19 protein-coding genes and 1 tRNA gene are annotated in these 22470 nt (G+C 54.9%); 13 read left to right on the plus strand and 7 right to left on the minus strand.

The window, feature by feature from the left end:
- Positions 1 to 530: 530 nt before the first annotated feature.
- Genes QO008_RS05845 through QO008_RS05865 form a run of 5 tightly spaced genes read left to right on the plus strand, consistent with a single transcriptional unit; the run spans position 531 to position 5148 of the window.
- Positions 531 to 1364, plus strand: coding sequence for an energy-coupling factor transporter ATPase (locus tag QO008_RS05845; protein WP_126466053.1), 834 nt, complete (start codon positions 531 to 533; stop codon positions 1362 to 1364).
- Complete coding sequence (locus QO008_RS05850; RefSeq protein WP_307385082.1) at positions 1337 to 2200, plus strand: energy-coupling factor transporter ATPase; 864 nt, start codon at positions 1337 to 1339, stop codon at positions 2198 to 2200. The genes QO008_RS05845 and QO008_RS05850 overlap by 28 nt, the downstream gene beginning before the upstream one ends.
- Positions 2193 to 2999: an energy-coupling factor transporter transmembrane component T family protein gene (locus QO008_RS05855; protein ID WP_307385084.1), complete on the plus strand. Its 807-nt coding sequence runs from the start codon at positions 2193 to 2195 to the stop codon at positions 2997 to 2999. Before QO008_RS05850 ends, QO008_RS05855 begins: the two co-directional genes overlap by 8 nt.
- Positions 2996 to 3739 carry a tRNA pseudouridine(38-40) synthase TruA gene (gene truA, locus QO008_RS05860; protein WP_307385087.1) on the plus strand — a complete coding sequence of 248 codons (744 nt, stop codon included), beginning with the start codon at positions 2996 to 2998 and terminating at the stop codon, positions 3737 to 3739. Before QO008_RS05855 ends, truA begins: the two co-directional genes overlap by 4 nt.
- A gap of 50 nt (positions 3740 to 3789) precedes the next feature.
- On the plus strand, positions 3790 to 5148 hold the full coding sequence (locus tag QO008_RS05865; protein WP_307385089.1) for an amidase family protein: 1359 nt from the start codon (positions 3790 to 3792) through the stop codon (positions 5146 to 5148).
- A 42-nt stretch (positions 5149 to 5190) separates the two neighbouring features.
- On the opposite strand, the gene QO008_RS05870 is transcribed toward QO008_RS05865, so the two are convergent.
- Positions 5191 to 6150 carry a copper amine oxidase N-terminal domain-containing protein gene (locus QO008_RS05870; RefSeq protein WP_307385091.1) on the minus strand — a complete coding sequence of 320 codons (960 nt, stop codon included), beginning with the start codon at positions 6148 to 6150 and terminating at the stop codon, positions 5191 to 5193.
- Positions 6151 to 6291: 141 nt separating this feature from the next.
- Positions 6292 to 6367: transfer RNA gene (locus QO008_RS05875), tRNA-Thr, on the minus strand.
- A 581-nt stretch (positions 6368 to 6948) separates the two neighbouring features.
- Here QO008_RS05875 and QO008_RS05880 point away from each other — a divergent pair.
- The 5 genes from QO008_RS05880 (at position 6949) to QO008_RS05900 (ending at position 14515) form a co-directional block, all read left to right on the plus strand.
- Positions 6949 to 7632, plus strand: coding sequence for a phosphoribosylaminoimidazolesuccinocarboxamide synthase (locus QO008_RS05880; RefSeq protein ID WP_307385093.1), 684 nt, complete (start codon positions 6949 to 6951; stop codon positions 7630 to 7632).
- A gap of 143 nt (positions 7633 to 7775) precedes the next feature.
- The gene (locus QO008_RS05885; protein WP_126466039.1) at positions 7776 to 8594 is read left to right on the plus strand and encodes a tRNA 2-thiocytidine biosynthesis TtcA family protein; all 819 of its coding nucleotides are present in this window, start codon (positions 7776 to 7778) and stop codon (positions 8592 to 8594) included.
- 1 nt (position 8595) lies between these two features.
- Complete coding sequence (locus QO008_RS05890) at positions 8596 to 9351, plus strand: exodeoxyribonuclease III (RefSeq protein ID WP_307385095.1); 756 nt, start codon at positions 8596 to 8598, stop codon at positions 9349 to 9351.
- Positions 9352 to 9429: 78 nt separating this feature from the next.
- The gene (locus tag QO008_RS05895; RefSeq protein ID WP_307385097.1) at positions 9430 to 10638 is read left to right on the plus strand and encodes an FprA family A-type flavoprotein; all 1209 of its coding nucleotides are present in this window, start codon (positions 9430 to 9432) and stop codon (positions 10636 to 10638) included.
- Between the two features lie 211 nt (positions 10639 to 10849).
- On the plus strand, positions 10850 to 14515 hold the full coding sequence (locus QO008_RS05900) for an S-layer homology domain-containing protein (RefSeq protein ID WP_307385099.1): 3666 nt from the start codon (positions 10850 to 10852) through the stop codon (positions 14513 to 14515).
- 83 nt (positions 14516 to 14598) lie between these two features.
- Here the strand turns inward: QO008_RS05900 and gorA are convergent, their stop codons facing one another.
- The 5 genes from gorA to QO008_RS05925 all read right to left on the minus strand — a co-directional run bounded on the left by gorA (position 14599) and on the right by QO008_RS05925 (position 20718).
- Positions 14599 to 15954, minus strand: a complete 1356-nt coding sequence (gene gorA / locus QO008_RS05905; protein WP_126466031.1) for a glutathione-disulfide reductase — start codon at positions 15952 to 15954, stop codon at positions 14599 to 14601.
- A 124-nt stretch (positions 15955 to 16078) separates the two neighbouring features.
- A complete protein-coding gene (locus tag QO008_RS05910) occupies positions 16079 to 17458 on the minus strand; it encodes an alanine/glycine:cation symporter family protein (protein ID WP_307385101.1) in 1380 nt (459 codons plus the stop codon).
- A 368-nt stretch (positions 17459 to 17826) separates the two neighbouring features.
- Positions 17827 to 18699 (minus strand): glycine betaine ABC transporter substrate-binding protein, encoded by an 873-nt coding sequence (locus QO008_RS05915; RefSeq protein ID WP_126466027.1) that lies wholly within the window; start codon positions 18697 to 18699, stop codon positions 17827 to 17829.
- Positions 18696 to 19538, minus strand: a complete 843-nt coding sequence (locus QO008_RS05920; RefSeq protein ID WP_307385104.1) for an ABC transporter permease — start codon at positions 19536 to 19538, stop codon at positions 18696 to 18698. Before QO008_RS05920 ends, QO008_RS05915 begins: the two co-directional genes overlap by 4 nt.
- Complete coding sequence (locus tag QO008_RS05925; RefSeq protein WP_307385106.1) at positions 19528 to 20718, minus strand: quaternary amine ABC transporter ATP-binding protein; 1191 nt, start codon at positions 20716 to 20718, stop codon at positions 19528 to 19530. Before QO008_RS05925 ends, QO008_RS05920 begins: the two co-directional genes overlap by 11 nt.
- Before the next feature lie 199 nt (positions 20719 to 20917).
- On the opposite strand from QO008_RS05925, the gene thiS reads away from it, so the two are divergent.
- Genes thiS through QO008_RS05940 form a run of 3 tightly spaced genes read left to right on the plus strand, consistent with a single transcriptional unit; the run spans position 20918 to position 22464 of the window.
- Positions 20918 to 21112: a sulfur carrier protein ThiS gene (thiS, locus tag QO008_RS05930; protein ID WP_126466021.1), complete on the plus strand. Its 195-nt coding sequence runs from the start codon at positions 20918 to 20920 to the stop codon at positions 21110 to 21112.
- Entirely contained in the window at positions 21102 to 21701 is a 600-nt protein-coding gene (gene thiF / locus QO008_RS05935; protein WP_307385108.1) for a sulfur carrier protein ThiS adenylyltransferase ThiF, read from the plus strand. The genes thiS and thiF overlap by 11 nt, the downstream gene beginning before the upstream one ends.
- A 1-nt stretch (position 21702) precedes the next feature.
- Complete coding sequence (locus QO008_RS05940) at positions 21703 to 22464, plus strand: thiazole synthase (RefSeq protein ID WP_307385110.1); 762 nt, start codon at positions 21703 to 21705, stop codon at positions 22462 to 22464.
- Positions 22465 to 22470 lie beyond the last annotated feature (6 nt).

Raw genomic sequence — 22470 nt, forward strand, 5'->3', positions numbered from 1 at the left:
CTTCGACTCGGAACAAAGTTCCTCGCTCAGAATGACAATAGGGAGCGATCGTGAATAATGATTTTGTCATCCTGAGCGGAGCCGACAGGAGGAGTCGAAGGATCTCAAGTAAGCTATTGCGGGTCGATAGGTTGCACGGTGGCTATTGCGTGTCTTGTTGCCCGACAAGAGAAAAGACGTCGTGCGTTTCGGCGGTGGTTTCTCCGATCTTTTTTTCTAGAGAACGAGATTCTTCGACTCGGAACAAAGTTCCTCGCTCAGAATGACAATAGGGAGCGATCGTGAATAATGATTTTGTCATCCTGAGCGGAGCGCAGCGGAGTCGAACGGATCTCCGTCGGCTATTGCGGGTCGATAGGTTGCACGGTGGCTATTGCGTGTCTTGTTGCCCGACAAGGAAAAGAAACGTCGTACGTTTCTGCACATCTTCTATGACAATCGCGGGGGATTGCGAAACCGTTGAGGGAAAGGCCTGCGATATGGTATAGTAAATAGGTTAAAATGCTTGTTTGTATGCGTAAGGAGCATTTATGTTAGAGATACAGAACCTGGAATTTAAATACGAGGGCGCCGATGTAAACGCCGTCGACGGCGTCACCCTTTCGGTAGAAAAAGGGGAGTTCGTCGCCGTACTGGGGCACAACGGCAGCGGCAAGTCCACCATGGCAAAGTGCATCAACGGCCTCTACACGCCCACCGCCGGGGATGTGATCGTCGACGGCATGAACACCAAAGACGAAGAGGAGATCTGGAACATTCGCGCGCGGGCGGGGATGGTCTTTCAAAATCCCGACAACCAGATCGTCGCCACAGTGGTAGAAGAAGACGTGGCCTTCGGCGCCGAAAACTTGGGCATCGAGCGCGAGGAAATGCGCCGTCGCGTCGACTACGCCTTAAAGGCGGTAGAGATGTACGACCGCCGCTTCGACCAACCGCACCAACTCTCGGGCGGGCAGAAGCAGCGGGTCGCCATCGCGGGGATCCTCGCCATGAACCCCGACTATATCGTGCTCGACGAGCCCACCGCCATGCTCGACCCCGTGGGGCGGCGCGAGGTCATGGATACGATTCTTCGCCTCAATCGGGAGCAGAATAAGACCGTGCTTCTCATCACCCACTTTATGGACGAGGCGGTGCTCGCCGATCGGGTGGTGGTGATGGAAAAGGGCCGCGTGCTCTTGGAAGGCGCGCCGCATACGGTATTCGACGAGGTAGAGACCATGAAGCGCATCGGGCTCGACGTGCCGCAGGTCACCGAACTCGCCTACCGGCTCAAGCAGCGGGGGATTCCCCTGCCTGCGGGAATACTCACAAGAGAGGAGTTTGTAGAAGCCCTATGTCGCGTCTCAGCATCCGAAATGTAAGCTATATCTACAACGAGGGCATGCCCTTTGAAAAAGTCGCCTTAAAAGACATCAACCTCGACATCGAAAAGGACGAGTTTATCGGCCTGATCGGCCATACTGGAAGCGGCAAGTCGACTTTGGTGCAGCATCTAAACGGGCTCTATGCGCCCACGCGGGGCGAAATTCTCTACGACGGCATCGACTACCGTAAGAAAGGCAAAAAGCTCTCCGCCCTGCGGCAAAAGGTGGGCCTGGTGTTTCAGTATCCCGAGTACCAACTCTTCGAGGAGACGGTCATCAAGGACATCGCCTTTGGCGCGAAAAACCTAGGTCTCGGCGACGAGGAAGTGGATCGGCGGGTCCGAAGCGCCATGGCGCGGGTGGGACTTTCGTACGACGAGATCGGCGAAGAGAGTCCCTTCTCCCTCTCCGGCGGGCAAAAGCGGCGGGTCGCCATTGCGGGGATCCTCGCCATGGAACCCGAGGTCCTGGTGCTCGACGAGCCCACCGCGGGCCTCGACCCCCACGGCAGCCGGGAGATTCTCGAGGAGATCCGCGGCATTTTCGAGACCACGGACACGACCATTGTCTTCGTATCCCATAGCATGGAGGAGGTGGCGCGCCTCGCCACGCGGCTGATCGTGATGGATCACGGCGAGGTAAAAATGGACGGCACGCCACGGGAACTCTTTGCCCGGGAAGAAGAACTCCGCGCCATGGGACTGGGCGTGCCCCAGGTACGAAGTGCCATGGGAAAATTGGTGCAAGCGGGCATCCCCGTCGACGAGAACTGCATTACCGTCGAGGAGGCATTCGAAGAAATCGAAAGGTGGTGGGAAAAGACCCATGCTTAAAGACATAACCATCGGCCAGTATTTCCCCGCCGAATCCCCGGTACACAGCCTGGATCCGCGGTTTAAGATCCTGATCATGACGCTGTTTATCGTGAGCCTGTTTTTTATCAATGCCTATTCGCCCTATGTCCTGGTGGCGGCATGGCTGATCCTTACCATTATCGCGGCAAAGATACCGGTGAAGCTCGTGGTAAAGGGCCTCAAGCCCTTGCGCATGATCCTTATCTTCACCTTTATTATGAACCTGTTTTTTATCCCCGGTACCGAGATCTTCCGCTTCGGCTTTTTACGCATCACCGAAGAGGGTCTCAACCAGGCGATCTTTATGGGGATCCGACTGGTACTCTTGGTGTTGGGCACGAGCCTGTTGACCCTTACCACCTCGGCCCTGGAACTCACCGAAGGGATTGAAAAGCTCTTGACCCCCCTAAAGCGCGTGGGCTTTCCCGCCCATGCCATCGCCATGATGATTACCATCGCGCTGCGCTTTATTCCCACCTTGATCGACGAGACCGACAAGATTATGAAGGCGCAGATGGCGCGGGGAGCGGACTTCGAGTCGGGGAATATTCTCGAGCGGGCAAAGAATCTGATTCCGCTTCTGGTGCCTTTGATCCTAAACGCCCTCAGGCGTGCGGAAGAGCTGGCGACGGCGATGGAAAGCCGCTGCTATCGGGGCGATGAAAACCGCACCAAGCTCAATCCGCTGGAGGTCACCTCCACCGACTGGATCTATTTTGTCGGCAACAGCGCGTTTTTGATCCTCGTCTGCGCCCTTCGCATCTTCCCCTTGCCATGAGAAATATTTTACTCACCATCGCCTACGACGGCACGGATTTTCACGGCTATCAGGACCAGCGGCCCAAGCTGCTGCGCACCGTAGAAGGACTATTGCGCGAGGCACTGGAGGCGACCGTGGGGCACGAGGTGCGCCTGCAATCGGCGGGAAGGACCGATAAGGGCGTGCACGCCATGGGGCAGCGGGCGAACTTCCGCGCCGACACCGCCATCGATCTGGGGAATTTCCCCAAAGTGGTGAACTACCATTTGCCCAAGGATCTGAGCATTGTACGGGCGCAGGCGGTGCCCGATGATTTTCACGCCCGCTACGGGGCCAAGCGCAAGCACTACCGCTACCGCATCTACAACCGGCGAAATCGCAACGGATTTTTGGACCGCGCCCACACCCATATGCCCTTTCCGCTCGATGCCGATGCCATGGAAGCGGCGCTTCAGAAGATCGTCGGCGAGCACGATTTCAGCGCCTTCGAGGGGCGTTACGCATCGCCGGCGAACCCGGTGCGCGCCATTGACGAGATTCGGCTCGTGCGGCGGGGCGATTTTATCGAAGTCGACTTCTACGCCATGAGTTTTCTCAAAAACCAAATCCGCATCATTATGGGCTGTGCCATGGAAATCGGGCGGGGACTGAAACCCGTCGACGCCCTCTACAACGCCACGCTGACCAAAAATCGGGGCGATTTGGGGCCCACGGCGCCGGCACAGGGGCTTATCCTCATGGACATCCAATACACATAATCATCGTCGGCGGCCATCCGCCGGCTTTTTTTATTTGAAAGGAGGCGCTTGTGAAAGCCATACGAGATGCCGTGTCGACGGCCGCGGCCATTCGCAAAAAAATTATTTCGCCTAAAGAAGCGGCAGAAGAGAGCCTTCGGCGCATCGCCGCAGAAAACGGCATATACCGCGCGGTGGTGCGCACCTACCCCGAAACGGCGCTGCACCATGCGGCACAGGTTCCCGCGGATGCGCCCTTTGCCGGGGTGCCCATCCTCTTAAAAGACATCCGCCAGGGCCTCGCCGGCCATCCTTTGACCGAGGGATCGCGCTTGTACGCAGGTCGGATCGAACCCGCCACCGATCCCTATGTAAAGCGCCTCTTACGCCTGGGCTTCGTGCCAGTGGGACACAGCAATGTGTCGGAATTCGGCATCAAATTCGTAAGCGACTCCGCCTATTACGGCGCCGTCAAAAATCCCGTCGACCCGAGATACCACGCCGGCGGATCCAGCGGCGGGGCGGCGTGTGCGGTGAAAAGGGGCATGGTGCCCATCGCCGCGGCCAACGACGGCGGGGGCTCCATTCGCATCCCCGCGAGTTTCTGCGGCCTCGTCGGTTTTAAGCCCACCGGGCACCGGGTACAGTTTGCCATCACCCGCACCGTGCGAGATGCCGCGACATTGTACGCCGGCTTATATGGAAGCGGAAAAGACATCCCCCCACACGACCTCCGCTTCGCCTTTCACACCGCCACCGACCACGACATCGCGATTTCAAAAGACGCCGAAGACGCGGTGCAGATGGCCGTCGAGCACTTATGGGAAGGCGGCATACAAGCCGTGTGCGTGCGGCCCGAAGTGGCGGAGCGAGAACTCTATCGGCGCGCCTTTCTCGCCACCGCGGCGGAACAGTACCGCCGCTTTCAAAAAGAGGGCATCGAACTCGCCCGGGGCATGTCCGAAGACGGCAACGTCCTCCTCTACACCCTAGGCGAGCGACTGTGTAAAACCGGAGAAGCGCCCTTAGAGGCGGAGGCCGTGCAAAAGAGCGGCGCCGCACTCTTCGCCTTTTTCCGTTCATACGACATCTATATACAACCCGCCACCGCCCGCACCGCTCCCAAACTCGATCTCTTAGACGGCGTGAAAAAAAGCCTGTGCGGCATCGACGACTTCCGCGCCCTCTCCACACCGGAACTCGTGGCGCATATACACCGGCTCTTGGACCCCGGCACCGCCCACTCTCCCTACGCCCTGACCTACAACCTCTTCGGCTGCCCGAGCATAAGCCTGCCCCTATACATCGCCTCGACGGGCCTTCCCATCGGCGTACTGCTCACCGCCGCTCCCGGAAACGACCGGGCGCTTCTCGCCGCGGCGTCCTACTTCGAGGAACGCGGATATTTACGGGGAGAACGCGGGCAATAAAAAAACGCGACGTCGATGCGTCGCGTTTTTGTATGGACGGATTTAGTCAAAAATGGCGGCATAGCAGCCGGGTTGGGACGGCATGGCAATAAAATCCTCAAACTTTTGATCCATAATCGGACTCAGATAGCCGGCCATGCGGTCATAGGCAAGGAATTCGACGGAATCTTTGGGGTTCAGCGTCAGCGTGTGGGTCGAGGCATCCCATTTTACATCGATCCCCAAATAGTCGGCGATCAAACGAATGGGTACATAGGTCGTGCCGTTTCGGAGTACGGGAAAGGTATCGTTTCGGAAAAACAGCTCCGATTCAGAGGCGCCGCATTTGTCGATATACATCGTGAGTCCCATCGTCGGATCGGTAGGAGAAGAGATCGTGAGCCCCTGCATCCCGTCGATTTTTTCCGGATGCCAATACACCTCCGCTCCTAAGGATTCCGCTACAAAGCGTACCGGCACCATCGTCCGGTCATGCTGAATGAAGGGGTGAAGATCTTTCGGCATCGGCCTACCGTTTGCCACGATATGAATCTGCTGTTCCGGTGCGCCCGGCACATAGCCGTCGCCGATAAAGACCACCCGATTCGCCGCGTCGTAGCCTATCGTCTTGTCAAAAAAGAGACTCGCGTCTTCGACCGTCTGGTACACATGGCCCGAGCGGTAAAATGGCGCCTCTGAAAAATAACATTGGATAGTTTCGAAGTCGGCAGCATAGGTAAAGGGCAGATTTGTATGCAGCGCATCCGCATCACAGGAAGGGTTCGGGCCCGGCTTTGCGACGATCAAAGTTTTTTCATCCGGCTTATAAAACGAATATTTCCCCAAATATTTGGCCACGAGATCCACCGGTATATACGTCTTTTTCGCGTCTTGAATAATGGGGATATTCTGATCCACATAATGGCCGCCCGTCCACGCTTTCGTGGGGCCTTCCGCATAGGAATTTGCCGAAGGAAAAATAAACAATAGGGCGAGAAAAATCGCTCCGATGAGCCGTTTCATCACAAACTCCTTTCCCACTACTTTCTTTTTAGAATATAGAGATAGATGTTTTTACCATCGTATCACAAAACGACAAAAAAATAACGGGGTGAGGAGAAAGATTACAATAAAAAACCGCCGGCCAAAGCCGGCGGCAATACTTGGAGCTAACGAGGAGACTCGAACTCCTGACCTGCTGATTACGAATCAGCTGCTCTACCACCTGAGCCACGTTAGCGAATACTCTCTATATTTTAGTGGAAACGCCCTGAAAATGCAAGTGCATATTAGGGGAATGTTTGTGGTTTGTAAAGGAGTGGGTGATTCTTATTGCCTGAAACAAGAGGGTGCGACGTGTGGTTCGGTAACGGCTTCTTTATGTTCTCCATACAGCGAAAGAGATTCTTCGACTCGGAACGGAGTTCCTCGCTCAGAATGACAATAGGGAGCGATCGTGAATAATAATTTTGTCATCCTGAGCGGAGCCGACAGGCGGAGTCAAGGATCTCCCGTTTGCTATTGCGGGTCGATGGATTGCACGGTGCCTATTGCGCGTCTGATTGACCGACAAGGGGAACAGGGTGCGTTTCGTCGGTGGCCTCTATGCATGCCCCTTCTGGGGAATGAGATTCTTCGCTTCGGAACGAAGTTCTCTCCTTTTCCCATTCTTCTGTGTAAAATCCACACAAATGGGGTACAATCCTCCTTGTTCGGGCGTCGGTATGGCGTCGAAATTTTTTTGAACCGGCTTCATCTTTTATTTGTATACATACGCATTGAGGCGTAAAATAATGCTTAGATGAATTAAAGGAGGTCGCAATGGAAGCGATTTATAAGGGCAAGACAAAGGATGTTTTCAAGCTGGAAAACGGAAATTATCTCTTAAAGTTTAAGGACGATGTCACGGGCAAGGACGGGGTGTTCGATCCGGGCGCCAATGAGGTGGGCCTCACGATGGAAGGTTCGGGCCGGGCGGCGCTGTCTTTGACGGTGTTTTTCTTTGAGCGGCTGAAGGAAAAGGGGATTCCCACGCACTTTATTTCCGCAGACATCGACGAGAAGGCGATGGAGGTAAAGCCGGGCAATATGTTCGGCAAGGGGCTGGAATTTATCTGCCGCTATAAGGCGGTGGGCAGTTTCTTGCGCCGCTATGGGCTCTATGCCGAAGAAGGGCAGGATTTGGACGGCTTTGTGGAAGTGACGCTGAAGGACGACGCGGCAGGAGACCCGCCGATTACAAAGGACGGCTTGGTGATGCTGGGGATTCTGACTGCCGAAGAGTACGACACGCTGAAGCGCCTTACGCGCGAAATTTCCGACGAGGTAAAGGCGGTGCTCAATGAAAAGGGCATCGACCTCTACGACATCAAGTTGGAATTCGGCCGCGACGACGACGGAAAGATTATGTTGGTCGACGAGATTTCCGGCGGCAATATGCGCGCTTACAAGGGCGACGAATATGTAGAGCCCTTAAAGCTCCCCGGATTGCTTTTGGGTGAATAAGGAGCGGGAAGAAGTGCTGCGGCACTTCTTTTTTTCTCTCTGTTTTGCCGGATTGAATTTGCGTCCGTAGTATAGTACGATGGAATTGATATAGGATCTGATGCCCGGGCCAACCGGGCTTTTTTTAGAGAGACTGGAGTGTTATGTCCGTTCAGGAAATAGAGAGAAGTATTATAAAAAAGTTCCGAAAAGATATTTGGCGCCGCTTTATCAAGGGGATCAACGAGTTCGAGATGATCGAGGACGGGGATGTGATCGCCGTCGCCATGAGCGGGGGCAAGGATTCGTTGCTTTTGGCAAAGTTGTTGCAGGAGCTGAAGCGCCACGGCAAGAAAGAATTTTCGCTCCGGTTTATCGCGATGGACCCGGGGTATTTGCCCGAGATCGTTACGCAGGTGAAAGAAAACAGCGAGAAGGCGGGGATTCCCCTGGAGATGTACGGCTCCAATGTGTTCGATGTGGCGGAGGATATGGGCGGCGAAAAGCCCTGTTATATCTGCGCCCGCATGCGGCGGGGGAGTCTGTACGACAAGGCGAAGTCGCTGGGCTGCAATAAGCTTGCCTTGGGGCATCACTTTGACGATGTGATCGAGACGGTGATGATGAATGTGCTCTTCGGCGGCAGCTACAAGACGATGATGCCGAAGCTCCATTCGACGAATTTTTCGGGGATGGAGCTGATCCGGCCCATGATCTATATTCGCGAGGACGACATTCGCAGCTGGGTGGCGTATAACGATTTGTCCCCCATCGACTGCGCCTGTACGGTGACGGCGAAGGAAAACTTCGGCGCCCGCGCCTATGTAAAGAATCTGATCCGCGAGATCAAGGCGGAAAACCCGAATGTGGAGATGTCGATTTTCCGCTCGGCACAAAATGTCGAAATGGGCGCGATTCTGGGCTATAAGGACCCTGCCGGGGCGCGCCACGACTTTTTGGAAGTCTACGACAAAGGAGAATAGTATGAAATTGGTATCTTGGAATGTAAACGGCATTCGCGCCGCGCTCAAGAAGGGGTTTATGGATTTCTTCGAGGCGGCGGATGCGGATATTTTCTGCCTCCAGGAGACGAAGCTCTCGGCGGGCCAGCTGGAACTGGAACTCGACGGCTACGAGCAGTACTGGAATTACGCCGAAAAGAAGGGATACAGCGGCACGGCGGTGTTTACGAAGATTTCGCCGATCCACGTGACCTTCGGCATCGGCGACGACGAACACGACCGCGAGGGCCGGGTGATTACCTGCGAATTTGAGGAGTTCTTTTTGGTGAACTGCTATACGCCCAATTCCAAGCGAGGGCTGGCCAGATTGGATTACCGCATGGTTTGGGAAGACGCGTTTCGGGCATATTTAACCATGTTGGAGACGGTAAAACCCGTGGTGCTCTGTGGCGATTTGAATGTGGCGCACAAGGAGATCGACCTCAAGAACCCGTCCAGCAATCGGAGAAATGCCGGCTTTACCGACGAGGAGCGCAATCAATTTACGAATCTGTTGCGTACAGGGTACACGGATTCGTTCCGCCACTTATATCCCGACGCGACGGATCGGTACAGCTGGTGGAGTTACATTACCAAGGCGCGGGAGCGAAATGTGGGGTGGCGCATCGACTATTTTGTCGTAAGCGACGCCCTGACGGATCAAATTCTCGATGCGGACATCCGCGACGACGTATACGGCTCGGACCACTGTCCGGTTACGCTCGAACTGGGGATTTGAAAGCTTTTCATTGCATTATCCCGCCAAAGGGTTTAAAATCGTATAAGAAATATCAATCCATAAGAGAAAGGTGAGAACATGGCGAATACTAGATTTGTAAAGATCCACGACCAACTGCACTATATCGGCGTCAACGACCGCTACACCCATCTGTTTGAGGCCATGTGGCCCCTGCCCGACGGCATCAGCTACAACTCCTATCTGCTGGACGGAGGCAGCGAAACCTGCTTGATCGACTGCGTAAAGATCGATTCCATTATCGAGTTTATGGAAAAGCTCCGTAGCGTACTGGGCGGACGCGGCCTCGACTATGTCGTGGTCAACCACATGGAACCGGACCATACCTCTTCGCTGAAGGCGGTAGTAGAGTCTTTCCCTGGCTGCAAGGTCATTACCAACTCCAAGGCCGTCAAGATGATGGAAAACTTCTACGGCATCGGCGAAGATCGCGTGGTCCTCGTGGGCGACGGCGACACGGTAAAGATCGGCGAGCGCGAACTGACCTTCTACTCTACCCCCATGGTGCATTGGCCCGAGTCTATGGTCTGCTTTGAGGAAGCCACCGGCACGCTCTTCTCCCAAGACGCCTTCGGCGGATACGGCACCCTCGACGGGGCGATCTTCGACGATCAGATCGAATGGGACAAGTATCGCGACGAAACCGTGCGCTACTACACCAATATCGTCGGCAAGTACAGCGTACAGGTAACCCGCGCCCTAAAGAAGCTCGAAGGGCTGGACATCAAGATGATCTGCCCGGACCACGGTCCCATTTGGCGCGAAAACATCGAGCCTATCGTCAAGCTGTATAGCGATCTCAGCGAACAAAAAACCGAAGACGGCGTGCTGATCGTCTACGGTTCTATGTACGGCAACACCGAAATGATGGCCGAAGCCATCGCACGCGCCCTTACCGAAGAAGGCGTACGCAATATTCGCATTCGCGACGTGTCCAAAACCCACCTGAGCTATTTGATCAGCGAAACCTGGAACTACCGCGGCATTATTCTGGGCTGCCCCACCTACAATGTGGACCTCTTCCCGCCCATGCGCACCTTGGTGGAAACCCTCAAAAAACAAAAGATGAAAAACCACATCCTCGGCACCTTCACCAACTACAGTTGGGGCGGCGGCGCCGAAAAGCAAATGGCCGCCTTTGCCGAAGAGAGCAAGTGGGAAGTGCTCCCCACCACCATCGATGTGATGGGCGCACCGGAAGACGAAGATCTCGAAAAATGTCGCCAAATGGCAAAAGAAATGGCCGAAGCACTGGAAAAATATCGCTAAGAAAAATCTCCCTGCGGGGAGATTTTTTGCGGAAAATGAATGGGTCGATTTAACTGTCGCGCCTCCTCCAAGGGGGCGCGTTTTTGATTGGATTTATGGAAAAACGAAGGGAATTATAATTTGGAGACAGAGATTGGACTTGACGGCGATCGTGGAGGTGGATAGAATACAATTATAAAAATGATATCACTTATCAACAAAGGAGACATATATGCAAAAGAATGATCGAAAACAACTCCGAATACATAGTAAGAAATCATATTTGGCTTTGGCGGGGGCGATTCTCGCGACGGGAGTGCCTACAAATGCCTTTGCAGTGAGAGCGGCGAATGCGTTTCGCCCAGGTACATATACGGCGTCTGCGAACGGCTATCGGGGAGAGGTAAAAGTAGCCGTAGATGTGTCGGAACAAAACGGCGAGATCCGAATCGATGCGATTCGTGCCGATCGCGGTGCTGAGACGGAATCGAAATGGAAGTTGCTGGAGGACGCGGGACTTTTGGATACGATTAAAGATAACGGAGGTCCCGACGGCGTCGATACCGTATCAAAAGCCACGGTGAGCTCTCGTGCGGTACTGGAAGCCACGGGAAAGGCGATCGATGCCGCAAACAGTGCGGCGGAAAAACCTGCGGCCGAAGAAGAAGTTGTCGTGGATCCCGCGTCGATTTTTGACGGCGGCACGGGAACGGCAGAGGATCCGTACATAATTCGCAGTGCGCAGACTTTGCAGCAGTTTGCTCAGTCGACCGAGGCAGTCGATGTCGAGGGCAAGGTGAATGATTATGCGGGCGTATATATTGCATTGGATTCCGATGTAGAACTTACGGGAGAATGGAAGCCCATCGGTTCATTGGCCCATCCTTTTAAGGGAGATTTCGACGGTCGCGGACATCGCATTACGGGGCTTCACATAGGGAGCAAAGAGGATCCCGCTAAAAAAAGAAACGTAAGTGACGGATTCTTCGGGAATGTAGCGGGCGCGAACATACGCAATCTTGCGATCGACGCAAAAATCTATGCCATATCCGACGGAGCATATATGGTGGGTGCCTTAGCGGGCACAGCACGGGAATCTCGCCTCGATCGAATCGATGTGACGGCTACGATCGTCGCCGAGACCACACATCGAAAGAGCAACCTCTTTGTCGGCGGTATTGTCGGCAGCGGTATGAAGCAGGAAATCTATAATTGTACGGCGAATGTAGATCTTCGCTCGACAGCGGTGGGCGGAACGGCCGAGGCCGGGGGCATTGTGGGGATCACCAATCGCGGTATTGTGGCCAATTGCCGCTCGACGGGAAAAATCGGAGGCTCTACCGATCGCGTACAGGAAGAAGGTATGACGGCATTTGGCGGAATTGCCGGTGTAAACGGGGGAACGATTGTCAATACATACTCGTGCATGGATATCGTTTCGGATAGCTACACGCACTATGTCGGCGCCGTGGTTGGATGGGCGACGGGCATCGCCGATACTTTTCAATCGTACTATGACGCGAATTCGATCTTGGTGGTCGACGATAAAACCAAAGATCGGCACGTTGTTTCCCCTTCGATTCCTATCGGATGGGCGGTTGGCGCCGGCGTAACAGAAGATGGCGTGCCCTACACGGGAAGTGTCGCCCTGGATGTAGAAGCGGCGGATCTGCAGGGGGCGACAAAAAAACTCGATGCGAATATTACAAAGCTCTGCGCGGATCTTTCGAAGGGCGGTCGCCAAGAGGGGCATTGGAAACCCTCACAATCCGAAAATGCACTGAATCGCTGGGTTTTGAATGATAAGCCTTCGCTTATAGAAGAAAGGATTCGCCCTGCATACGATGCCAAAACTTCGGCGCGGATTGAGTCGTTACTACCAAAGGCCGACGAACATTTGCTTCCCGGCGCGTTTTACGGCAGGAGCAGGGACGGCTCGGTATTGATAAGGGCAGAAATAGACGATAGCGGTGCATGGCAGAAAATCGAGACACTTTCGGGTTCGGTCGATGCGGCGGCGATCGGCAAATTGCTGCGGGGAGAAGCCGACTACGAAAATTTGCCGAAGAGTGCGCTGAAAGAAGCGATTCGCGATGTGATGCTGCGTTCGAAAAATCGCGACTTTACGGGATATGGTATGGCGGATGTAGAATCGATTTTTGCGGCGGGGAAAGGCACGGTCGAAGATCCCTACATAATCCAAACGCGGGAGCAATTTATAAATTTTGCCGCGAGCATTAATGCCGACGAGTCCTATGCGGACAAGTACATCCGGCTGGATGCGGATATGATTCTAACGGATGTGTGGATGCCTGCCGGATCAGGCGGGAAGTGGCCCTTCAAGGGACACTTTAACGGTGGGGGTCATACAATTTACAATATGTGCATTGGCACAAAGGATGCCCCGTATACAGGCAAATTTGCAGGTCTGTTCACCTATATCGATGGCGGAGAAATTCACGATTTGCGCTTGAAAAATTACGAAATTCACGTCAAAGGCAAGTCAGACCAAAAGGCATTTGTCGGTGCTGTGGCTCCGCATATAAAGAACGGAATGATCAATGGCATAGAGGCGAGCGGAACGATGGCGATTGATACAGATGCCGCTGAAATTTATGCGGGCGGCCTATTTTCCCAAACGGACAAGAGCCGTATCGTTAACGTGCGCTCGAAAGCAGATCTTATAGCGAAATCCGGCTCCAGAAATATTTATGCGGGCGGCGTTGTGGGGCTCAACAATCGTTCGCTTCTCTTAAATGGAATCGCCGCAGGTACGGTGCAGGCGGAAACGGCACTGAATCGCGCCATGGTAGGCGGTATCGTCGGTATGAATGCTGGGGTATTGTCGAACTTTTATGCCGATGTCTTTGTTCATGCCGCAAATCCCACAGGCGATGCGGGTACCGTAGCGGGTAGAAATACCGGCATCGGTTATATGTACGATAACTTTTACCATCCCGATAAGGTTCCCGTTGTGGCGGGAAAGACGACAAAGCCAAAAGCGATCGGCACCGTAGTGGAAGGCACCAAAGAGGTAAAAGGAGAGGTTGCGGACAACGGCAGTGCCTATATTCAAGAAGCCGTGGGTGCACTCAACCGGGGACCGAAGCGGGAGTGGATCGATGCGGCGATCTCTCTTTGGCTGAAGGGCGACTCTCTTGATGGAATCATACTAAAATCGTGGAAGATTCAAGACGGTGTTCTTTCCTTTGCCGACCCGTCTGTAAGGGAAGAAGAAAAGGAAGTACCGCGGCAGAGTGCGCCGAAGTGGAGACCCGACGGGAATGTGGGATCGCAGCGTCTCGCGCCCGAGAAGACGGAAAATAGCCCGAATGAAAAGGCAATGCCTGAACAGCCGGCATTTATCGATAGTATCGGCCACTGGGCAGCAGAGCCGATTCGATATGTCGTCGAAAAAGGCTATTTTAAGGGCATATCGCCTACGCAATTCGCTCCAGACGGCGAGATGACGCGCGAAATGTTTGTGACCGTCTTGGGAAGACGATCTGGCATCTCGAGAAAAGATACCGATGCGGGCTTTCGGGATGTAAAGAAAAATGCCTATTCAGCGGCCTATATCCGCTGGGCCAGGGACAATCACATCGTGGAAGGGATAGGGGAGGATTGCTTCGCGCCGGATGCCCCCATAACACGAGAAGAGATGGCGACGATGCTCGACCGATACGCGGCTTATGCTCGTATTACATGGCAGTCCTCTGCCGTTCCCACCGTAAGCGATATGGATGAAGTGTCCGATTGGGCGAAGAAATCGGTAGAAAAGCTCAACCGGGCGGGATTGGTTCGTGGACGGGAGACGGGCATATTTGATCCCAAAGCGTGCTCCACGCGTGCAGAAATCGCACAAATTTTATATCGGCTAGACCGAGAGATGGAATAAGGCGTTTTCCCCATACAAAAACCCCGCCTCGCAATCGCGAAGCGGGGTTTTTCCGTGCATGGAAATGTTGTCGATAGGAAATTTTAGCGCATGGTGACCATTTCTTCGGCGCCGGTGGGGTGGATGGCCACGGTGGCGTCGAAGTCGGCTTTGGTGGCGCCGATTTTTACGGTGACGCCGAAGCCCTGCATCATTTCGTCGACGCCTTCGCCCATGGCGTGGATGCCGACGATTTTTTCTTCGGGGCCGGCGCATACGAGCAGCATGCGGTTTTCGATGCGGTCGCCGGAGACGGCGGAGCGCATGTCGGTAAACTGTGTCTTGTAGGTCTTTATATTTTCCGCGCCGTGGGCCTCTCGCGCGGCTTGTTCGGTAAGGCCGACGCTTCCCATGGCGGGGTGGGTGAACACGACGGTGGGCACATTGTCGTAGTCGAGGTGGGCGTCTTCTTTGCCGCCGAAGAGCCGATCGGAGAGGAAGCGACCGGCGGCGATGGCGACGGGGGTGAGGTCGAGCTTTCCGGTGACATCGCCGATGGCGTAGATGCCCTCTTCGGCGGTGCGTTCGTAGGTATCGGATACGATATGGCCCGAGGTCTTGGTTTCCACCGCGGTGTTTTCGAGTCCCATGTCGTCGGTGTTGGGGGCGATGCCCGCCGCCCAGATGACGCGCTCGAAGACGGCGGTCTCTCCGTCTTCGAAGGTGATTTCTACGCCTTCGGGCACGGCTTTAAACGAAGCGGCGCTCTTGCGAAAGTGGAAGTGTACGCCGTGGCTTTCCATTTCGTGGGTAACGCCTTCGGTGATATAGGGATCGAAGTTTTTCAGGATGCTGTCGCCCCGCACGAGGAAGTGGGTGGCGACGCCCATTCCCGCCAAAAATCCCGAGAGTTCGGTGCCGATATAGCCGCCGCCCACCACCGCGACGGATTTGGGCAGATCCGTCCAGCGGAAGAAGTCGGTGGAGTAGTCTACCAGTTCGTTCCCCGGCAGCTTGCAGCGGGCGGGGGAGGCGCCGGTGGCGATGGTGATGTGATCGGCGCGGTAGGCCTTGCCGTCCACCTCGACGGTATGGGGATCGACGAAGCGCGCCCGACCCGTAATGCGGGTGATTTCGTTTTTTTTGAGTCGGCGCTCGTAGGCGCTTCTCGCCCGGTCCATATAGGCGATTTGGCTTTCGCGCAGTTTCCCGTATTCGAATGCCAAATCGTCTGCGTCAAAGCCGAAGCCCGGCGCCTCCACCACAAAGGTTCGGCGAATGGACGATGCGTACCAGAGTACCTTTTTGGGCACGCAACCCCGGTTGACGCAGGTGCCGCCCAAATCTTGTTCTTCTATGACGGCGACTTTGGCGCCGTATTCCGCCGCGCGGTTGGCGGTAGCGATGCCGCCGCTGCCGCCGCCGATGACGATATAATCAAATTGTTCTACTTGCTCCATAATTTACCCCTTTCCTTTCCGGATCTATATACCCAAAGGGGACGGGGCTCATTCGCAGAAAGTGAATAAATTAACGATACAAATCCAAAAAACCGCCCCCACAAAGAGGGCGGTCGGTAGGCAGTTATCGTAAGAGATGTTTGTACTCGTCGGGCGATTTGCGCACCCGGTCGTCGGCGAAGAAGTCCTTCGCGAGGGCGTATACCACACCGGAAAGCCCGATCAGGGCGATCAGGTTGGGGATGGCCATAAACCCGTTTAAGATGTTCGCCACGGTCCAGGCGAGGCCGAGGTTCATGGTGCAGCCGATAAAGGTCAAGATCAGATAGACGACCTTGTAGGGGATGCTGACTTTGTCGCCCAAGAGGTAGCGGATCGAGGTCTCGCCATAGTATTCCCAGCTGAGGATGGTCGAGAAGGCGAAGAGCAACAGACCGATGGACACGATGTATTTGCCGAGGACGAATTTGGTGGCAAAGGCGTGGGAGACCAGTACCGAGGGGTCGGTGATGCCGTCGTCCAATACGCCGGAGGTCAGGATGACCAGGGCGGTGATGGTACATACGATAAAGGTGTCCAAAAATACTTCGGTGACGCCCCAAATACCTTGGCGGGTGGGGTGGTCGGTGGAAGCGGTGGCGTGGGCGATGGGCGAGGAGCCGAGGCCTGCTTCGTTGGTGAATACGCCGCGGCTGATGCCGTTTCGCATCGCCATCATGATGGTGTAGCCGAGAGCGCCGCCGCCGGCGGCTTGGGGATTGAATGCGCCGATAAAGATCGAAGCGATGGCACTGCCCAAAGTATCGATATTCGAGAAAATGATAATCAGACCGCCGATAATATAGAAGGTTGCCATAAAGGGAACCAGTTTTTCGGTCACTTTGGCAATGGATTGGATGCCGCCGATAACGACGACGGCGGCGAGCGCGGTGATAATGACCGCGGTGACGAACTTCGGCACATTAAAACTGCCGTTTAAGGTATTGGCGATGGCATTGGATTGTACGGAGTTGCCGATCCCCAGGGTGGCGATGGCGGCGAACAACGCAAAGGCCTTGCCGAGCCAGGGTTTTTTCAATCCCCGCTCGATATAGTACATGGGACCGCCGGCATAGCCGCCCTGCGCGGTTTTCACCCGATAGGCGATGGCGAGGTTGACTTCCGAGAATTTGGTACACATCCCAAAAAAGGCGGCGACCCACATCCAGAATACGGCGCCGGGTCCGCCGCCCAAGATCGCGACGGAAACGCCGACGATATTGCCGGTACCGACGGTGGCCGCCAGGGCGGTAGATAGGGCCTGGAAGGGGCTGATGGCGCCCTCTTCGATCTCGCCCTTTTCAAAAATCTTTCCGAGGGTGTGTTTTATTATATAGGGGAAGCGCCGGAATTGTATAAAACGCGTACGAATCGTCAGCACGATGCCGGCGCCGAGGAGTAGGGCGATCAGGGGAAGGCCCCAGAACACCTCGTCAAATTTGGTCAAAAATTCTGCAAATGACATATGACACCTCCGACTGAGAAAAGAATATACGGTACGATGACTGCTTCTGTATATATTATACACATGGATTCAAAAAGTTAAAGCACAAAATACAAAAATTTACAAAAATTCGGAAAAATAAGATTGACGGTAAAATAACGACTCGTATTAAAAATATCAATTAGAAAATGGTGTGAGTTTATAAATTTTTATACCGATCGCAGAAACAGCAATGAATTTCAATTCGTATATTTTACACATATAGAAAATGACCGACGAATCGGTCGCGAATAGAGGCAAAATACATCAATAAAATGAAAACATACATCGTATGGGTGAAAAAATACATAAAAAACCCCGCCGCGGCATCGCCACAGGCGGGGATTGCGTTATAGATTTTTGAGATCTTCGATGCTGTCGATGTCCATATAGGCGGGGACGACCAAGCCGGTGCGCGCCCCTTCGAGATTGGGGCCCATATCGACCACGTTTTTGCCGTGTTTTTTGACGTAGAAGGCCGAAGAATTGGGGAGCCATACGCAAACGGTGGCGTCGGCGTCGCCGTTTTCTAAGGCGATAAAGGACGGTCCCGCCTCGACGGCGATCATGCGCACCGTAAAGCCGTGGCGGCGCAGGGCCTCGCCGATTACGTAGGTGGAGGCGTATTCGCTGTCCCACATGACGTGGGTCAGGGTGACGGTTCTGCCGTCGCCTTTGGGGACGCCTTCGGTCCATTCGCGCAAGCGCTCGGGATTGCGGTCCAGCCAGCCGCTCGCGATCTCTTCGATGTCCTTTTCGCCGGCGTTGACTTCGGCGAGGACTTCCTGCAACTCGTCGATGGTCCAGTAGAAGCGGTCCAAGATCTCGGCGGCGTCGGGATCGTCCTCGCGAAATCCCTTTCGCGAAAAGGTGTGGATCCGCTCTTCGCCGAAGATGTTTTTGGGATCGTCTAAAAATTTCAGATCCATATTGACGAATTTCCAGTGGGGCGCCCAGCCGGTGACGACGATGGGTTCTTTCTTTTTGTAGGCATCGGAGAGGAGCTGGGTCATTACCGCCGAGGAGCCGCTGTGGAGGGTTTGGGGAAGATCATAGGCTTCTACGGCCTCCCGGGCGGAGTGAAAGACGCCGCTGCCCGGTTCGATGCCGATAATTACGTTTTTCGGATTGTAGTCGGTAATCTCTTCTTCTTCCGGCGCTTGAGGGGCACAGCCCCACAGGAAGAGCGCCGCAAAGAGGAGCCACAGTTTACGGTATTTCAATCTCGCCTCCGATCTTCGGTGAGGGCGCGGGTGATGCGGTCTAAGAGGATCGCCAAGATGACGATGGCGATGCCGGTGATAAAGCCCGGTCCGACCTCGTTGCGCGAGACCGCGACATAAATGCGGTTGCCGAGGCCCGGAGCGCCGATCATCGATGCCACCACGACCATGGAGAGTGTGAGCATTAGGGTCTGATTGACGCCCGCCATAATGCTCTTTTTCGCCAGGGGAATCTCGGTGCCGAAGAGGCGCTGTCTGCCGTCGGCGCCGAAGGATTCGGTCGCCTCGATCAGCTCTTTGGGCACTTGGCGAATGCCCAAATTGGTCATGCGCACCACCGGGGGCATGGCAAAAATAATCGAGGAAACCACGCCGGGGGCCATGCCGATCCCGAAAAAACTCACGGCGGGGATCAGGTAGACGAAGGCGGGCATGGTCTGCATAAAGTCGAGGATGGGCATAATGACGGCTTGCGCCACATCGCTTTTGCTCATCCAGATGCCCAAGGGCACGCCCAAGACGACGGCCAATAGGGCAGAGACGAGGACCAAGCTCAGGGTGAGGATCATATCGTCCCAAATGCCCTGGTTCCATATAAAGAGGAAGGAGAGGCCGCCTATCAAGACGATCGGCTTGAGTTTTTTGTGATTGGCAAAAAACAAGATCCCCATCACCAGGACGATAAAGACCGCCGGGTGAAAGAGGGAGAGGACAAAGCCGAAGAGTTCGACCAGGGCGTTGATGCCGTTTTTGATCGGCTCGAACAGAAACACCAGGTTTAGGCGCATCCATTCGACGATGGCGTCAAACCACTGAGATATGGGCAATTTATGCATCATGCATCTCCTTTCCGGCCAGGGCCGCGAGGACCGTTCCGCGAATGACGATGCCCTTGAGTCGCTTGCCTTCGACGATGGCGATGGGCAGTTTGGAGTCGTAGATTTCGTCGATCAGCGTATCCAGCTGGGTGTCCGCCGATGCGGTGGGGATGTCTCGAATGAGGATGGATTCGAGGTTTTCGTTTCCCTCCCGAACGGCGGCGAGGGCATCGTCGGCGGTGACGACGCCCTGGAGTTCCCGTAGGTTGTTAACCACATAGACCGACGAATTGCCCGTGGAGCGCATTTTCATCAGGGCGGAGCGGGGTCCGTTTTTTGAAATATTGATGGTGTCGGGGCGAATCATAACGCTCGCGGCATCGAGAATTTTGGAGCGGTCCACGTCGCGGACGAATTCCTCCACAAAGTTGTTGGCGGGGGAGTTTAAGAGTTCGTCGGGCGTGCCGATCTGCACGATCTCGCCGTCTTTCATCAGGGCGATGCGATCGCCCAGCTTGAGCGCCTCGTTCAGGTCGTGGGTGATAAAGAGGACGGTCTTTTGCATTTCGCTTTGGAGGATCAACAGTTCGTCCTGCATTTCTTTTCGGATTAAGGGGTCGAGGGCCGAAAATGCCTCGTCCATAATCAAAATGTTGGTGTCGGCGGCGAGGGCGCGGGCGAGTCCGACTCGCTGCTGCATACCGCCGGAGAGCTGGTCGGGGTATTGATCCGTGTAGCCGTCGAGGCCCACCTTTAAGAGCGCCTCTTCGGCGCGCCGATTTGCTTCTTCGCGTCCGACGCCTTTTATGGTCAGGCCGTAGGCGGCGTTTTCCAATACGGTCTTGTGGGGGAATAAGGCAAAACTCTGAAACACCATGCTCATCTTTTCCCGCCGGGCGAGGCGCAGGGTTTCCTTGTCCATGGCGGTCAATTCTTCGCCGTCGATATACACTTTGCCGGCGGTGGGTTCGATCATGCGATTTACCAGGCGAATCAGGGTAGATTTTCCGCTGCCGGAAAGCCCCATAATCACGAACACTTCGCCCTCTTCTACGGTAAAGCTTGCGCGGTTGACGCCGACGGTCGCGCCGATTTCCTCTAAGATCTCGTCTTTGTGTTTTCCGTCCTTCAGCATTTCGAGTCCCTTTTTGGGGTCCTTGCCGAATATTTTTGTCAATTGTTCCACTACGATTTTCTGCATGGCATTCCTCCTATTATAAAATGTGTACCCAGTCGAAGGGGCGAAGAAAAGATAAATTCTCCTATAGGAAGTCGGGGAAAGCCTTGTCTTATGGTTGTGCATATGGTACTCTACATCTAGAGTGCAAGAGCACGAAGGGGTACACCACCGCGGGTGTAGTTTTCTTCGTGCTCTTTTTTTTAACTCCGGGAGGTGTGTTGTGATTATTAACGGCAAGGCGTTTTCTGCAGACGGAGAACGGTCCCTCGTCCGCGTCCTCGAGGCGGCGGGCTACGATGCCGGCGCGGTGGTATGCGAGGTAAATCGAAATCTCGTCCGCCGCGCGGATATGCAGGACTATCTCGTCGAAGACGACGATATTGTGGAGGTGTTTTCGTTTACCGGTGGGGGTTGATAGAAAAGCGGTCCTCGCCCGCCAAAGCGAGGCATGGAACGAACGCGCGAAGAATGCGACCGTGGCGGTTTTGGGCTGCGGCGGCCTGGGTAGCAACATCGCCTGGATGCTTGCCCGCCTGGGGATCGGCATCATCCACATCTTCGATTATGATGTGATCGAGCCGTCGAACTTGAACCGCCAGTGCTACGGCATAGGTGATATCGGCGCGCCCAAGGTAGAGGCGACGGCGCGGGCGATCGCAGCGGCGCTTCCCTTTGCGGAGGTGATTCCCCATTACGAAACCGTGGACCGGGCTGTGCTGGATCGAATCTACGGGACGGCGGATATTTTCGTCGAGGCGTTCGACGGCAAAGAAACCAAGGCCGCCTGTTTCGATTACTTTATCGAGAAAGAAAAGCCCTATGTCTGTACCACCGGCGTCGCCGGGCCGCGCGGGGAAGTAGAGCGCCGAACGATCGGCAATGTCCATATCGCCGGCGACTTCGACGGCGAAGACCGAAACGATTGCTATATACCGAAGGTGATGACCATCGCCGCCCTAGAGGCGCAGACGGTGTTGGAACTGTTATGGAATGAGGAGGAATAGAATGGATACCTGGAAATTAGGAGACCGAGAGTTTACATCCCGCTTTATTTTGGGATCGGGCAAATACGCCCCCGAGTTGATCGATGCCGCGGTGGAATACGCCGGCGCCGAGATGATCACCGTCGCCCTGCGCCGGGCCAATACGGCGGATGTAAAAAACATCCTCGATTATATCCCCGAAGGCGTGACGCTGATTCCCAACACCAGCGGCGCGCGCAATGCCGACGAGGCCGTGCGCATCGCCCGCCTCGCCAAGGAAATGGGCTGCGGCAATCTGGTAAAGATCGAGATTATGCGCGACTCCAAATACCTTCTGCCGGACAATGCCGAGACTCTAAAGGCGACCGAGATTTTGGCGAAGGAAGATTTTATCGTCATGCCCTATATGTATCCGGACTTAAACTTTGCCCGCGATATGCGCGATGCCGGCGCGGCTTCGATTATGCCCCTGGCCTCCCCCATCGGCTCCAATAAGGGGCTGGGCACCAAACCCTTTATTCAAATCTTAATCGACGAGATCGACCTGCCCATTATCGTCGATGCGGGAATCGGCCGACCTTCCCAGGCGGCAGAAGCCATGGAAATGGGCGCCGCCGCGATTATGGCCAATACGGGAATCGCCACGGCATCGGATATCACCATGATGGCAGAGGCCTTTAAGAAGGGGATCGAAGCCGGAAGATTGGGATACCTCGCCAAGCCCGGCCGCATTCTGGAACGGGGCGCGGATCCGTCTTCTCCTCTGCGGGACTTTTTCGATTGAGAGGCG

The organism is Aedoeadaptatus ivorii (assembly GCF_030815095.1).
Taxonomy (GTDB): Bacteria; Bacillota; Clostridia; order Tissierellales; family Peptoniphilaceae; genus Aedoeadaptatus; species Aedoeadaptatus ivorii.